Source organism: Polaribacter litoreus, from assembly GCF_054584775.1.
Map to the genome: position 1 here is coordinate 62,481 of NZ_JBTLRD010000010.1, position 14,948 is coordinate 77,428.

The window sequence follows — 14,948 nt, forward strand, 5'->3', positions numbered from 1 at the left end:
TTTGATTGTTTATATTGCATCAAAAAGCTAAAATGCCTAAAAATCCTGAGTTAGAACTTGCCTTTAATTTTATCAATAAAACAGATAGAAATCTGTTTATTACAGGTAAAGCAGGTACAGGGAAAACTACATTTTTACATAAAATTAAAAACGAATCTTTAAAAAGAATGGTAATTGTTGCACCAACAGGTGTTGCAGCAATTAATGCAAAAGGGGTTACTGTACATTCGTTTTTTCAAATGCCTTTTGGTCCAATTTTACCAAATCAACAACAAAATAGTCAACAACAAAGAAGGTTTTCTAAAACCAAAATCGATATTATAAAATCGTTAGATTTGGTAATTATAGACGAAATTTCTATGGTTCGTGCAGATCTTTTAGATGGTATAGACCAAGTAATGAGGCGTTATAAAAACCGAAATAAAGTATTTGGTGGTGCACAAGTTTTAATGATTGGAGATTTGCAACAATTAGCTCCTGTTGTTAGACCAAACGAATGGAGTTTACTAAGAAATCATTACGAAACTGTCTATTTTTTTAGCTCAAAAGCTTTTCAAGAAGCCAATGTAGTTTCTATTGAATTAAAGCATATTTATCGTCAGAAAAACGAAGATTTTATTACCATTTTAAATGAAATTAGAAACGATAGTTTATCAGATAAATCTGCTAAAATTTTAAACGAACGTTACAATCCAAATTTTTCTCCAACAAAAGACGATGGATTTATAACACTTACAACACACAATAAAAGAGCCAACTTAATCAACGATTCTGAGTTGAATAAAATTAAAAATAGAAGCTATTTTTTTGATGCAGAAATATCTGGTAAGTTTAATGAAAACTCTTTTCCTAACGATCAAAAATTAGAGTTAAAAGTTGGTGCTCAAGTAATGTTTATCAAAAATGATTCATCACAAGAAAAAAGATATTTTAATGGTAAAATAGGTATTGTAACCGATATTTCTAGAGATAGTGTAACTGTACAATGTGCCAACGAAATTGATGAAATTGTAACAGAAAGAGAAAATTGGGACAACGTAAATTACTCTATTAACGAAGAAACCAAAGAGATTAAAGAAGATGTAATTGGTTCTTTTTCTCAAATTCCTTTGCGTTTGGCTTGGGCAATTACAATTCATAAAAGTCAGGGTTTAACCTTTGAAAAAGCCATTATAGATGCAGAAGCTTCATTTGCGCACGGACAAACCTATGTAGCTTTAAGTAGGTGTACTTCTTTAGAAGGTTTGGTTTTAAAAACGCCAATTACGAGCAATGCAATTATTAACGACCAAACTGTTAGCACGTTTAACGAGAGTGTAGAAGAAAATCATCCTGATGAAAGGATTTTAAACGAATCTGAAAAAGAATTTCAGCTCAATTTAATTTCAGAATTATTCGATTATCAGCCATTTTTATATCCATCAACAAGGTTAATAGACATTTTTTACAAAAATAAAACCTCAATTAAAGGCGATGTAATTGATCATTTACAAACCATAAAAGATGATGGAGTTGTAGCTTTGATGAAAGTTTCTAACGGATTTAAAAATCAGTTAAATAAAATTTCTGAAGACAATGTACTCCCAGAAAATAGTTCTCAAATTCAAGAACGATTTACAAAAGGGGTTGCTTATTTTATCAATCAAACAAAAAATAACATCCAAAAACCATTAGATACCATTTCATTTTCTTCGGATAATAAAGCTGTAAAAAAAGACTTTTCGAAACAGTTTGATACACTTCAAGAAAAGTTAGAAGAAAAACTATTTGCGTTAGAAAAAATGACAAATGGTTTTAAGGTGCAAGATTATTTAGAGGTTAGAGCAAATGCGGTTTTACAAAATACTGAGCCCAAAAAGAAGAAAAAAGTAGCCTCTAAAAGAGATGCTCTTTTGGCTTTAAAATTACGCGAATTGCGAGATGAAATTAGAATAAATGAAAACATACCCGCTTTTCAGATTTTTACCCAAGAAACACTTTATGCCATTTGCGACGAAATGCCAAGAACAGAAAAAGACTTGCTTAATGTAAAAGGAATGGGTAAAATTCGTGTGCAAAAATATGGAGAAGAAATTTTAGAAGTTATTGAGCAATATTGCACAGAAAACGGAATTAATAAATTTAACGAGCAGAAAAAAGAAGCCAAAAAACCAACCAAACAAATTAGTTTAGAGCTCTTTAAATCTGGACTTTCTGTAAAAGAAATCGCAAAAGAAAGAAGCCTAACAACTGGCACAATAGAAAGTCATTTGGCAAGTTTTATTCCTACAGGAGATGTAGATATTTTAGAATTAATTCCGCTTAAAAAGTATAAAAAACTGGTAAAACAAATTGAAGAAGTTGACTTTAAAAACCTCACAGAACTCAAAGAAAAAGTAGACAAATCCTTTACTTTTATGGAGTTAAGAATGGTGTTATTGTCTTTAGAAAATTAAGATATTTCAAGCTTTTTATCTACAAAAAAATAAGTTTCTATATCTACCATACAACAAATGATTTAGAACCTGCAACATAAATTCTGATTCTTGTTAATTTAACAAAAATCGAATATCTTGCAAACAAACAAGATATTATGTATACAAAAAAAGTTTTTTTTTAGCTTTATTAACGTGTTTATCTACAACTATAAACGCACAGCAAAAAATTAAATTAACGGGTTTAGTTGTAGACGAAAGTGATTTATCTATACCCTATGCAGCTGTAGGCATTACTTCTAAAGGAATAGGAACCTCAACAACTGAAAATGGTACGTTTTCATTGTTGGTGTCGAACAGTAACCTAAATGATGTTTTAGAAGTTTCTAGTATTGGTTTCGAAACTTACAAAATAAAAGTTCAAGACTATATTAATTTAAATGAAAAAAAAATAGTTTTAAAGGAGGCTGTTACTTCTTTAGATGAAATTGTAATTACAAATACGGAACCTGATGAATATGTAAAGAATGCACTTAGAAAAATGTCTAAGACTACTATCAATAGAGGGCACCAATTAAAAGTGTTGTACAGAAGGTTTTCAACAGAAGATACAAAAGCACGGTTTTTGGTAGAGCATTATATGCACGTTTTAGATCCAGGGCCTAGAAGAGGTGCTTATGAAGGTTTCGAAATTGTTACTGGTCGTAAATCTGCAGACTATCGTTTTTTAAAGAAAAAGCTAAATTTTATCCCATGTCTGTAATGGGAAATAGAAACCCTATACGAACTGGTTTTAGTATCAAAGATTACAATTGGGAACGCATTGGAGATAGTTCTTATGATGGAGAAGATATATTAATTTTTGAAGGAAGAGAAAAAAAGAACAAGGAAAATTTTATAAAATTATATATAGGACTTGATACTGCTGGAATTTATAGAGTAGAAACGTCTGATTTAAATTCCCTTTACATTTACAAAAAAAATGAAGATGGTAAATTGGTATTGAGTTACCACAACAGAACACGAGTTGGGCAAATGAAGTTGACAGATTTACAGAAAAAAATTCTAAAAACCAATCGAGACTATGTTACTGAATCCTATAAACATGAGGTTTTTGTTTTAGGCGTAGAAACAAAACCAAGAGAAGTTTATAAATCTGAATATAAAAAAATATGGCAAGATATGGGAGAAATTAAGGTTGATTACAAGCCAGAGTTTTGGTCTACTTTTAGTTTACCTCCTGAAACCAAATTTTATAAGAAAAGTGTACAAGAATTAGAATCAATATATGGGGTTTCTTTAGAAAATCAATTTAAATTAGTCAACAATTAAAGGTTTTCTAATGCTTTGCTTATTTTAATCTAAACAGTAGCAACTGTAAACCAATAAAATAGTCTAAAGACTATAAAATTAGCATACATAAAAGAATTTTTGATGCACTTATCTATGCCTTAATGATTTTAAAAAATTGAAAAACTAGTTTTTATAAGGAGCATTGTATCTTTGTGATGAAATTTCTTAAACATCATCAAATATGCTTAAAACTTTCTTTAAAAATCTATTCGTATTTACCATTATTTTAAGTTGTTCTAGCAATACTAGTGAAGAAATTGATGATAATAAGAACAATATAATAGAAGAACCAAAAGCAGTTGATTTTGGACTTTTAGTAGTAGAAACTAGTTGGATATCTAAAAATACTGAAAATAGAGATACTTTTTTAGCTAGTAGTATTGATAACGAAAACTGGATGGATGTTTATGAAAATGGCAATGTAATGATGTCTTGTTTGGCAGGCGATAGTCATAGAACAGAATTGAAAGAAAACTCAGGAGCTGAAAAACCATTAAGTATTTATAAAAAAATGGCATATACAGCTACCTTAAACAATATTCCTGAAAATGGAGTAACCATTGCACAAATACATAACAGAGGTGGTGTAAACAGACCTTGGATTCGTGTATATGTTGATGATGATAAATTCATTAAAATTAAAGCTACTGAAACTACTCCAGATGAAAATAAATCTACATACAATACCTATACAGGACCATTATATACTTCTGGTAGCGAATTTTCAATACGTATTACAGCACAAAATGGTTCAGCTTTTTTTGAAATTAATACTGGCGAAGCATCATACAACAAAACCTTAACTCCCAGTACTGATTGGAACAACTACCAAAATAGTTATTATTTAAAGGCAGGTGTTTACACAGAGGGTAATGATGTTGAGCCTCTTTTAGAAATAAGTAAATTTTCTATTAACTATTAGTCAATAACAAATTATCGTTAATTTCCTTTATGTTTTTGTAAAGTGTAATTTTATTATCTTCAAAATTATATTTTAACTTATACTTTCTAATATATTTTAAATCAAAGCATAAAGTTTAAAAGTTGTAATATTCCCTTATTTAGAATCAATTTAATTATTAAAATTTGATTAATGTTACTAACATTAAATCAACCAAATTGTAACAAAATCGTTTCATATTTTTAACGAACTCTAAATATCTTGAAAATAGATTTGTGACCACTAATTATAACGAATCTAAAAAACAAGACAATGAAAAATTTATTAAAAACAACCCTGTTGTTTATGACTGCGCTTACACTATTTAATTGTGTAGAAGATGGTGTAGACGGAGTTAATGGTATAGATGGTATTGACGGAAAAGATGGTCAAGACTTTACCATTCCAGAATTACAACCCTTAACCGCATCTGTAGTACCAAACACTGTATTTAAACTAGTAGATCCTTCTGTACAGGTAGATATGATTATGACATCTCAAGATATCTTACCATCAGACCCTTCTTTTGTGTATGGTTCTTATACAGATGGTTGTGCTTTATTTGATAATGGAGATGACACTTACTCTTTTATCGTAAATTTAGAAAGAGATTACTCTATTGCAAGAATTAAAATGAATGCAGATTTACAACCTTTAGAAGGAGATTATATTGTAAACTCAAACGCAACTGCTTTTACAGCAATGTGCTCTGGTTCTGGAATTTCTAAAGAAGAGCATGGTTTTGGACCAATGTATTTATCTGGTGGTGAGTGGATAGGTCAAGGTGCTGGTGCACAAGGTGTTTATGTTGTAGATCCTTACAAAGATGCTGGCTTAGCTTCTTTTGCAACAAGATCTGCGGCTATGGGTGAATGGGCTACTGAAAACGCTGTTGTAATTGGTAAAAATGCTTATCCTAACAGAACTGTTGCCATTATTGGTGATGATGATAGCCATAACTCTTATCCAGAAGGTCACTTAGGTATGTACGTAGGTGCAAGAGGCGATTTATTTGGTGGTAATTTATTTGTTTTAAAAGGAAAAAATCCTGTTGAAACAGCACCAGGTTTAGGAGGTCAATTGTTTGAAATGGGAATGGCTGAAGGTGTTACTTATGATGCTGAATGGGTTGAAATGAATGAAAGAACATTAACTGAATTGAACCAAGAAGCTATTGATGCAGAAGTAATCGGTTTTCAAAGAATTGAAGATATTGACTGGGGAAAAGGTTCTGCAGATAATGAAAGAAGATTGTTTTTCTGTGTTACAGGTCGTTACAGAGCAGACAATCCAGATTTGGCAAAAAGAGGAACTACTTTTGGACGTATTTATATGGTTGAGTTAAATGATGATGACCCAACAGGAGACTGTAAAATTACATGTATTTTAGATGGTGATAAAGTTGGTGGTAAAGCAGATGGTTTCCATAGTCCTGATAACATCGTTGTTACCGAAAACTATGTATATATTCAAGAAGATCCTAATGGATACTTTTTACAGAATAATGCTATTCAAGGTTGGGCAAAACTTTATAAATATGAAATTGCTACAGGCAACCTTTCTACAGTTTTAGAATGTGATGAAGACAACAACCCACAATATGGTGGAGGTGGCAAATGGGAAATCACTGGTATGATAGATGTTACAGATATCATTGGTGCTTCTGAACCAACTTTTTTATGTGGTGTTCAAGTACATGGTTGGGAAGTTGACAAAATTGATTCTGCAGTAAGAGCAGATGGTCAGGCATTCTTTGATCCTACTGCAATTGCTGAGGGTCTTTCTGATCTTGAAGGTTCTTTCTTATTTAAAATCACTGGTTTACCTAGATAGTTTTAAATGCTTAAAATGAATATAAAATTTTATAAAACAGGAACTCTAGTGGAGTTCCTGTTTCTACTTTTCTTACTGTTTATAGTTTCTTGCAAGAAAGAGGAAAAAGCAACAAATAATATGTACGCAAATGTTGGCTCCGTTTTTACAGAAGATCTAAGAAGCTATTATTTACAAAACTTAGATAGTTTAGCTGCCAATATTAACAAATTAGATACCACTAAAACTTTAAAAGAAAATAAAGCTATTTTTAAATCTGTAAGAAAATGGTACAAATTTGCTGAACCGTTTATCATAGCTTTTGATAACAATAATTACCTCACCATCAATGGGCCAAACTTACCTATTGTTCATGCAGAAGATTATACAGATATTAAAAAACTAAAACCAAAGAGTTTACAAGTTGTAGAAGAACTATTGTATGATAAGAATGGTTTAGATAAAAAAGAACTTGAACTACAACTTATTTTCTTACGCTCTAGAGTTCCTTTTATGGCTCATAATCATATTATATATAGGCAAAAAAATAAGCACTATATTAAAATGATGAGAGATGCCATCATTACAGTAGCTACCAAAGGAATTACAGGTTTTGATTCGCCAATGCAATTAAATTCTACAGAAGAATCTGCTTATGTGTATCAATCTTTAGGTGAAATTTTAAAAATTATGGAAATTTCTTTTGGAAAAACAGAAGAATATCAACAATTATTAAAAGAATTTAAAGCCAGTGAAAAATTGTTAATGAGTTCTGAATTTGAAACTTTTAACAGGTATGCATTTCTAAAAAATCATACCAACAAACAACTTTCGTTATTAGCAAAAGGATGTAAAAAATGGGGAGTAGCAATGGCTGAAAATTATGAGCTGAATCCTTATGCAGAAAATTTATTTCAAAAAGACTTTTTTAATCTTGCAAATTTTGCCCCTCAAGGATCTCCAACCATAAGTGAAGAGTATATTGCACTTGGTAAAAAATTATTTAATGATACCTCTCTTTCTAGTAAGGGCGATATGAGTTGCGCAACTTGTCATAATAACGCAAAAGCATTTACAGATGGTCTTGCAGTTGGTATTGGAAACAACGGAGTAAAATTGCAAAGAAATACACCAACATTAACCTACGCTGTGTATCAAAGAACATTTTTTTATGATGGTAGAGGTGATGGATTAGAAGGACAAATTGTTGGGGTTACCAACAACAAAAATGAGTTTCATATTGATATGGAAACTTTAGAAAAACGTGTAAAGCAAAATGAAGAGTATTTAAAAGCTTTTGATAGTTTATATAAAGGTAATGTTACCAGTAGAAATATTAGGCTTGCTATTGCAACTTATATTAGAAGTTTAGCACCTTTTAATTCTAAATTTGATAGAAATATGCAAGGTATAGAAACCACATTAACTACTAAAGAAAAGCAAGGTTTTAACTTATTTATGGGAAAAGCTGCTTGTGCTACTTGTCATTTTCCACCTGTTTTTAATGGTTTAGTACCTCCTAAATTTGCAGAAAGTGAGTTTGAGCATTTGGGTATTACTAAAACTGACGATTTTGACAGTCCTATTTTAGATGATGATCCAGGCATGTTTTATCCTTATGAGGTAGAAGAAAGAAGAGGTTTCTTTAAAACATCTACAGTTAGAAATACCGAATTAACTGCGCCATATATGCACAATGGTGCTTACAAAACTTTAGACAAAGTGGTAGAGTTCTACAATAATGGTGGTGGTGCTGGTATGGGTTTAGAAGTGCCTTATCAAACACTTCCAGCAGATTCTTTAGGATTAAATGAAAAGGAAATCAAAGCAATTATTGCGTTTATGAAATCGCTTACCGATAAAAAATACGAAGCCAATTTGGACTAGACACCTAATTTTCATAACTTTAAAACATCAATCAACCAAAAACTTTTAATTATGAAATTAGGTGCAATGTCTATTAGTTTAGCAGTAAAAGATATCCATACATCAAAAGCATTTTATGAAACCTTAGGGTTTTCTGTTTTTGCAGGAGATATTGAAAAGAACTATTTAATTCTAAAAAATGGCAATGCTTTAATTGGTCTTTTTCAAGGAATGTTCGAAAATAATATTTTAACCTTTAATCCTGGTTGGGATGAAAATGCCAGCAAATTAGATGATTTTGATGATGTAAGAGACATTCAAAAACACCTTAAAGAAAATCATATTAAACTAGAAACAGAAGCTGATACAACTACCTCTGGGCCTGCAAGTATTGTGTTTTTTGATCCTGATGGAAATACGATTTTGCTAGATCAGCATGTGTAATTTTAAGCAGTAACCTCAATTAATTTATTTCTATAGGCAGTTAATAATTTTGATTTTGAAATAAAACCAACATAAGTGTTGCCTTTAATTACTGGTAAATTCCAAGCGCCACTTTCTTTAAATTTTTGCATTATTTTAGCAACAGAATCGTCATATTGAATGGTTTCTGGAGCAACTTTCATAATGTTTTGCACAGTTATGCTTTTGTACATTTCTTGGTCAAACATTATAGGGCGAATATCATCTAACAATACGATACCTAAAAATTGTTTTTGCTTATCGATAACAGGAAATAGATTTCGAGTAGACTTAGCCACTGCTTTTTTAAGCATATCACCCAATAACATTTCTGGATGCACAGCTTTAAAATTTTTTTCTATTAACTGATGAATGTCCATCATCATCAACACATTTTTATCTTTATTATGGGTAATCAATTCACCTCTTTGTGCCAATTTGTAGGTATAAATAGAGTTTGAAATAAAGTATTTTGTAAATGCAAAAGAAATGGCTGCTACCAACATCAATGGCACAAATAAATCATAACCACCAGTAATTTCTGCAATTAAAAAAATGGCAGTTAAAGGCGCGTGTAAAACACCTGCCATTAAACCAGTCATACCAATTAAGGTAAAGTTAGCTTCAGAAACTTGAAATCCTAACCCTACATTGTTAATAATTTTTGCAAACGCATTACCTAAGGCACTTCCCATCACTAAAGTAGGTATAAAAATTCCTCCAACTCCACCAGCAGCAAAGGTAGTACTCATGGCAATCGCTTTAAAAAAGGTAATTAACAGTAAGAGTATAATTACAATCCAAATATTATTTTCATCAAAAGAAAAAGGGGTATTTCCAATCGCTTCAATATGATTTCCTTTTAATAAATTATTAATTAATCCATAACCCTCACCATATAAAGAAGGCATTAAAAATAAAATAAACCCAATAATTATGCTTCCAAAAATAAGACGTGTAAAACGTTTTTCAAATCGATAAAAATACTTGCGAATTGCAAAATAAATCACTGAAAAATATACAGAAATAATTCCTGTAAAGATTCCAAATATAGCATAAAACCCAATTTCGTTGATTTCAAATTTCTCATTCAATTCAAATCCTAATAAAACATCAGATCCTAAAAAGAAATAGGAAGTTACAATAGCAGCAACAGAAGCCAATAAAAGAGGTACTAATGAAACAAAAGCAATGTCTAAACTAAATACTTCTAAGGCAAAAACAATGCCTGCAATGGGTGCTTTAAACATAGATGACATAGCACCAGCAGTAGCACAACCAATCAATAGCATTCTTGTTTTTGTGTTCATATGAAACAAACGCGATGTGTAAGATGCTAAAGCTGTACCAGCACTTACAGCTGGCCCTTGCAAACCCACAGAACCTCCAAAACCAACTGTAATTGGTGCTGTAAGTAAAGAAGCATACATGTTATAATTGGGTATAATTCCTTTACGTTTAGAAATTGCGTATAGTGTTGTTGAAATTCCGTGACCAATGTGTTTTTTTAGCCACGTTTTTTTGATGATAGTAACAATTAATAAACCAATAATTGGAAAAATAAAATACAGTGAACTTTGATAATTTTTTAAAAAATCTATAGATAAAAGTAGTTGTATGTAATGTGTGAAATTTTTTAAAACTACGGTTCCAATTCCTGCTAAAAAGCCTACTAAAATACTTAAAATATATACAAATTGACGCTCTGAGATGTATTTATATCTCCAGAGTAAAATCCTTTTTAAAAGTTTACTTTTTGTTGGCATTTTTGTTCTTTAAAGATCTTACAGGTTTTAAAAACCTGTAAAGTCTAATTTACTTTTGTTTAATTGATAAAGTATCTGTTCCTAAATATTTATCGTCTTTGTTATAATACCAAGCTCTTACTTTTGGCATTTTAATTTCATTAATGGTTTCTAAACCTGATAATAAAATATATTCTCCACTATCTTTAGTGTCTTTAAAAAACTGATAGATTTCCATTGCATACGTTTTTGGGTTGAAATAAAAGTACCACGTGTCTTTACCAACTTCCTTATTGTAAGTTGCTTTTAACACTAAATATTCATTTCCTTTAAACGTTTTTCTTTCTACTTTTTGATGAATAATAGTACCTTCATCTTTCAGCTTCATAGGTAAACCGTATAAATAGGTATAATAGTTTTTATACAAATTGGCACGTTCAGCAGTTAAATTGTATTTCTTTTTGATTTCTTCTGAAGGATTATCATTTCCATTAAAAGAATAACTAATATTATTTTTATCAACAATAAATGCTGTTGTAATGGTATCTCTTTTAGCGACAACAGAAAAGTATTTTTTTGGTAAATTAATGTTGATTTTACTTTTTCTTGGTACACTTTTAGGGGTTTCCATAGTTACCAATAATTCGCCTTTGAAGGTTGCCCAATTGTTATTTGGATCGTGAAATTGAATGGCTTTGGCTAATAATTGATTACCAGTAATTTCTTGAGAAAATATTGTTGATGATAATAAAAGGAATAGAAGTGTAATTAAGCTTTTCATACTTTAAATGTAATAAAAAATCCTGCTTTTGCAGGATTTTAATTTATTCTTGAATATCTAGCTTCAAATTTAATTCTTTCAATTGATCATCATCTATAAAAGCTGGTGCATCAATCATAACATCTCTACCAGAATTGTTTTTTGGGAAAGCAATAAAATCACGAATGGTTTCTTGACCTCCTAAAATGGCAACCAATCTGTCTAAACCAAAAGCCAAACCTCCATGAGGTGGTGCTCCATACTCAAAAGCATCCATTAAGAAACCAAATTGAGCTTTGGCTTCTTCTTCAGAAAAACCTAAATGTTTTAACATTTTTGCCTGAATTTCTTTATCGTGAATTCTGATTGAACCTCCACCAATTTCGTTTCCGTTTAAAACTAAATCATAAGCATTTGCCTTCACTTCTCCTGGTTTAGAATCTAACAATTCTAATTGACCAGGTTTTGGAGAGGTAAATGGATGGTGCATTGCATGATAATGACCAGTTTCTTCATCTAACTCTAGTAATGGAAAATCGATAACCCAAAGAGGAGCAAATACTTTTGGATCTCTTAATCCTAAACGTTCTGCTAATTCCATACGTAAGGCAGACATTTGTGTTCTTACTTTATTGGTTTCACCAGATAAAACACAAACTAAATCACCAGGTTTTGCACCTGTTACTTCTGCCCATTTTGCTAAGTCTTCTTGGTCGTAAAACTTATCCACAGAAGATTTAAAAGTACCATCTTCGTTAACTCTACAATAAATCATTCCAAGAGCTCCAACTTGTGGTCTTTTTACCCATTTAATAATGTTGTCTATTTCTTTTCTTGTGTAAGCATTTCCACCAGGAACAGCAATACCAATTACCAATTCAGCATTGTTAAAAACACCAAAATCTTTATGTTGAGTCACTGTATTTAACTCGCCAAACTCCATTCCAAAACGAATGTCTGGTTTATCATTTCCATACAAACGCATGGCATCATCAAACAACATTCTTGGGAATTTCTCTACCTCTACTCCATTAATTTCTTTTAGCAAATGACGTGTTAATCCTTCAAAAATATTTAGAATATCTTCTTGCTCTACAAACGCCATTTCACAGTCAATTTGTGTAAATTCTGGCTGTCTGTCTGCACGTAAATCTTCGTCTCTAAAACACTTTACAATCTGAAAATATTTATCCATTCCACCAACCATCAACAATTGTTTGAATGTTTGAGGCGATTGTGGTAAGGCATAAAACTGACCTTCGTTCATTCTAGAAGGCACCACAAAATCTCTTGCACCTTCTGGAGTAGATTTAATTAAATACGGAGTTTCTACTTCTATAAATTCTTGATCAGACAAGTATTTACGAACTTCCATAGTTACTTTATGACGAAAAATTAAGCTGTCTTTAACAGGGTTTCTTCTAATATCTAAGTACCTATATTTCATTCTGATGTCTTCTCCACCATCAGTTTTATCTTCAATTGTAAAAGGTGGTAGTTTAGCTTCGTTTAAAATTTCTAGTTCCGTAACCAAAACCTCAACTTCACCAGTAGCTAACCTATCATTTTTAGATTCTCTTTCAATAACAGTACCTTTTACTTGAATTACAAATTCTCTACCCAAATATTTTGCTTTTTCTATAATATCTTTAGATGTACGTTCTTCATCAAAAATTAACTGTGTAATTCCATATCTATCTCGCAAATCTACCCAAACCATAAACCCTTTGTCTCTTGATTTTTGTACCCAACCTGCTAGCGTAACTTCTGTATTTATGTGTGATGCTCTTAAGGCACCACAAGAATGACTTCTATACATATGTAAATTTTAATTTACAACCTTGAACTCGTTTCAAGGTCTTTGATAATAAATAATCAGCAAATTTAATCATTTCATTAGAAAAACATCAGCTTTTATAATTTCATTTATTCCCATAAAAACTTCGTAAATTTGAAGCTATGAGCACAATTAATATTCAGGAAAAATTTAATTTATTTGAAGATCAATGGTCTCCTAAAAAAATAGGGGAACTCAATGGACAACAAATTTTATTAGCAAAGATTCAAGGGGAATTTGTTTTTCATAATCATAATAATGAAGATGAACTTTTTATGGTACAAAAAGGTGTTTTGGAATTGCATTTGCGAGATAAAATCATTACCATAAATGAAGGCGAATTTTATATTGTGCCAAAAGGTGTAGACCATAAACCTGTTGCCAAAGAAGAGGTTCATATTTTATTATTTGAGCCACTGTCTACAAAACATACAGGAGATGTTGTTGCAGATATTACTGTAGAAACTTATGAAGAAATTTAAAAATGGTTGTTGGTTTTTAGTTTATAGTTGTTGGTCAAATCACTACTAAATCAACTAAAAACCATCAACCAAAAACTAAAAACCACCATTAATGAGCAAATTATATTTAGTACCAACACCCATTGGTAATTTAGAAGATATGACTTTTAGAGCCATCAGAATTCTAAAAGAAGCTGATTTTATTTTAGCAGAAGACACAAGAACTAGTGGAAAACTCTTAAAACATTTTGAGATTGCTACCCAAATGCACAGTCATCATATGCATAATGAACATAAATCGATTGAAGGTATTTTAAATAGAATAAAAAGCGGAGAAACTTGCGCTGTTATTTCTGATGCTGGAACTCCTGCAATTTCAGATCCCGGGTTTTTATTAACCAGAGCTTGCGTAGAAAATGATATTGATGTAGAATGTTTACCAGGTGCAACTGCTTTTGTGCCAGCTTTGGTAAATTCTGGTTTGCCTAATGATAAATTTGTTTTTGAAGGATTTTTACCTGTAAAAAAAGGACGACAAACTCGTTTTTTACTTTTAGCTGAAGAAACAAGAACCATGATTTTTTACGAATCTCCTCACAAACTAATTAAAACTTTAGGGCATTTTGCTGAATATTTTGGTGAAGACAGAAAGGTTTCAGTTTCTAGAGAATTGACTAAAATGTTCGAAGAAACTGTAAGAGGAACAGCAACTGAAGTTTTAGCTCATTTTACCAAAAAACCACCAAAAGGTGAAATTGTTGTTATTGTTGAGGGGAAAAAGTAAGATGATTACAACTATTTTTAAAATAGAAACTGATGCAAAAAAAAGTATTTACTGTTGATGAAATCAAACGAAAGTTAGAGCAGTATTGCGTGTACCAAGATCGTTGTCATAAAGAAGTGGAACAAAAAATGCGAGAGTTCAACTTAATTCCGGAAGCAAAAGAATTTATTTTATTGAGCCTGATGAAAGATAATTTTTTGAACGAAGAACGTTTTGCAAAAAGTTTTGCTAGAGGAAAATTCAGAATTAAAAATTGGGGTAAACAACGAATTATTAGAGAGCTAAAATTTAAAGATATTTCTGCTTACAATATTAAAACTGCACTCAAAGAAATTGATGAAGAAGAATATATAAAAACAATTTATAGAATAACTGAAAATAGAAATAATGTAATATCTGAGTCTAATATCCACAAAAGAAAACAAAAACTCATAGGTTTTTTAATGAGGAAAGGATACGAAAACGAATTGATTTATCAAGTTGTTAGCGAAATTGTATCTTAATTAACAAATCG

Annotated in this window: 13 protein-coding genes; 10 read left to right on the forward strand and 3 right to left on the reverse strand. The window is 30.9% G+C overall.

Going from position 1 to position 14,948, the window contains the following annotated elements; translation table 11 throughout:
• Positions 1-32: 32 nt before the first annotated feature.
• The 7 genes from ACW9UN_RS10275 to ACW9UN_RS10305 all read left to right on the forward strand — a co-directional run bounded on the left by ACW9UN_RS10275 (position 33) and on the right by ACW9UN_RS10305 (position 8,829).
• On the forward strand, positions 33-2,435 hold the full coding sequence (locus ACW9UN_RS10275; RefSeq protein WP_459486174.1) for a helix-turn-helix domain-containing protein: 2,403 nt from the start codon (positions 33-35) through the stop codon (positions 2,433-2,435).
• Between the two features lie 208 nt (positions 2,436-2,643).
• A complete protein-coding gene (locus tag ACW9UN_RS10280) occupies positions 2,644-3,177 on the forward strand; it encodes a carboxypeptidase-like regulatory domain-containing protein (protein WP_459486286.1) in 534 nt (177 codons plus the stop codon).
• The gene (locus ACW9UN_RS10285) at positions 3,168-3,746 is read left to right on the forward strand and encodes a hypothetical protein (protein WP_459486175.1); all 579 of its coding nucleotides are present in this window, start codon (positions 3,168-3,170) and stop codon (positions 3,744-3,746) included. Before ACW9UN_RS10280 ends, ACW9UN_RS10285 begins: the two co-directional genes overlap by 10 nt.
• 202 nt (positions 3,747-3,948) lie before the next feature.
• Positions 3,949-4,689: a polysaccharide lyase family 7 protein gene (locus ACW9UN_RS10290; protein WP_459486176.1), complete on the forward strand. Its 741-nt coding sequence runs from the start codon at positions 3,949-3,951 to the stop codon at positions 4,687-4,689.
• A gap of 291 nt (positions 4,690-4,980) precedes the next feature.
• A complete protein-coding gene (locus ACW9UN_RS10295) occupies positions 4,981-6,540 on the forward strand; it encodes a PhoX family protein (protein ID WP_459486177.1) in 1,560 nt (519 codons plus the stop codon).
• A 15-nt stretch (positions 6,541-6,555) separates the two neighbouring features.
• Positions 6,556-8,406: a cytochrome-c peroxidase gene (locus ACW9UN_RS10300; RefSeq protein ID WP_459486178.1), complete on the forward strand. Its 1,851-nt coding sequence runs from the start codon at positions 6,556-6,558 to the stop codon at positions 8,404-8,406.
• A 51-nt stretch (positions 8,407-8,457) separates the two neighbouring features.
• Entirely contained in the window at positions 8,458-8,829 is a 372-nt protein-coding gene (locus tag ACW9UN_RS10305; protein ID WP_459486179.1) for a VOC family protein, read from the forward strand.
• 2 nt (positions 8,830-8,831) lie between these two features.
• On the opposite strand, the gene ACW9UN_RS10310 is transcribed toward ACW9UN_RS10305, so the two are convergent.
• From ACW9UN_RS10310 to aspS, 3 genes are read right to left on the reverse strand one after another with little or no spacing between them, the layout of a single operon-like run.
• The gene (locus ACW9UN_RS10310) at positions 8,832-10,613 is read right to left on the reverse strand and encodes a chloride channel protein (protein WP_459486180.1); all 1,782 of its coding nucleotides are present in this window, start codon (positions 10,611-10,613) and stop codon (positions 8,832-8,834) included.
• Between the two features lie 49 nt (positions 10,614-10,662).
• Positions 10,663-11,373, reverse strand: coding sequence for a DUF6503 family protein (locus tag ACW9UN_RS10315; RefSeq protein ID WP_459486181.1), 711 nt, complete (start codon positions 11,371-11,373; stop codon positions 10,663-10,665).
• 43 nt (positions 11,374-11,416) lie between these two features.
• A complete protein-coding gene (gene aspS / locus ACW9UN_RS10320) occupies positions 11,417-13,171 on the reverse strand; it encodes an aspartate--tRNA ligase (RefSeq protein WP_459486182.1) in 1,755 nt (584 codons plus the stop codon).
• 140 nt (positions 13,172-13,311) lie between these two features.
• Here aspS and ACW9UN_RS10325 point away from each other — a divergent pair, with 140 nt between their 5' ends.
• The 3 genes from ACW9UN_RS10325 (at position 13,312) to ACW9UN_RS10335 (ending at position 14,937) form a co-directional block, all read left to right on the forward strand.
• Complete coding sequence (locus tag ACW9UN_RS10325) at positions 13,312-13,671, forward strand: cupin domain-containing protein (protein WP_459486183.1); 360 nt, start codon at positions 13,312-13,314, stop codon at positions 13,669-13,671.
• Positions 13,672-13,762: 91 nt separating this feature from the next.
• A complete protein-coding gene (gene rsmI, locus ACW9UN_RS10330) occupies positions 13,763-14,434 on the forward strand; it encodes a 16S rRNA (cytidine(1402)-2'-O)-methyltransferase (RefSeq protein ID WP_459486184.1) in 672 nt (223 codons plus the stop codon).
• Between the two features lie 32 nt (positions 14,435-14,466).
• Positions 14,467-14,937 (forward strand): regulatory protein RecX, encoded by a 471-nt coding sequence (locus ACW9UN_RS10335; protein WP_459486185.1) that lies wholly within the window; start codon positions 14,467-14,469, stop codon positions 14,935-14,937.
• Positions 14,938-14,948 lie beyond the last annotated feature (11 nt).

Excerpts from the sequence above, each read along its gene's own strand:
- aspS (WP_459486182.1), bottom strand. The coding sequence starts at position 13,171 with ATGTATAGAAGTCATTCTTGTGGTGCCTTAAGAGCATCACACATAAAT.
- ACW9UN_RS10285 (WP_459486175.1), top strand. The coding sequence starts at position 3,168 with ATGTCTGTAATGGGAAATAGAAACCCTATACGAACTGGTTTTAGTATC.
- rsmI (WP_459486184.1), top strand. The coding sequence starts at position 13,763 with ATGAGCAAATTATATTTAGTACCAACACCCATTGGTAATTTAGAAGAT.
- ACW9UN_RS10300 (WP_459486178.1), top strand. The coding sequence starts at position 6,556 with ATGAATATAAAATTTTATAAAACAGGAACTCTAGTGGAGTTCCTGTTT.
- ACW9UN_RS10295 (WP_459486177.1), top strand. The coding sequence starts at position 4,981 with ATGAAAAATTTATTAAAAACAACCCTGTTGTTTATGACTGCGCTTACA.
- ACW9UN_RS10335 (WP_459486185.1), top strand. The coding sequence starts at position 14,467 with ATGCAAAAAAAAGTATTTACTGTTGATGAAATCAAACGAAAGTTAGAG.
- ACW9UN_RS10315 (WP_459486181.1), bottom strand. The coding sequence starts at position 11,373 with ATGAAAAGCTTAATTACACTTCTATTCCTTTTATTATCATCAACAATA.
- ACW9UN_RS10305 (WP_459486179.1), top strand. The coding sequence starts at position 8,458 with ATGAAATTAGGTGCAATGTCTATTAGTTTAGCAGTAAAAGATATCCAT.
- ACW9UN_RS10310 (WP_459486180.1), bottom strand. The coding sequence starts at position 10,613 with ATGCCAACAAAAAGTAAACTTTTAAAAAGGATTTTACTCTGGAGATAT.
- ACW9UN_RS10325 (WP_459486183.1), top strand. The coding sequence starts at position 13,312 with ATGAGCACAATTAATATTCAGGAAAAATTTAATTTATTTGAAGATCAA.
- ACW9UN_RS10290 (WP_459486176.1), top strand. The coding sequence starts at position 3,949 with ATGCTTAAAACTTTCTTTAAAAATCTATTCGTATTTACCATTATTTTA.
- ACW9UN_RS10275 (WP_459486174.1), top strand. The coding sequence starts at position 33 with ATGCCTAAAAATCCTGAGTTAGAACTTGCCTTTAATTTTATCAATAAA.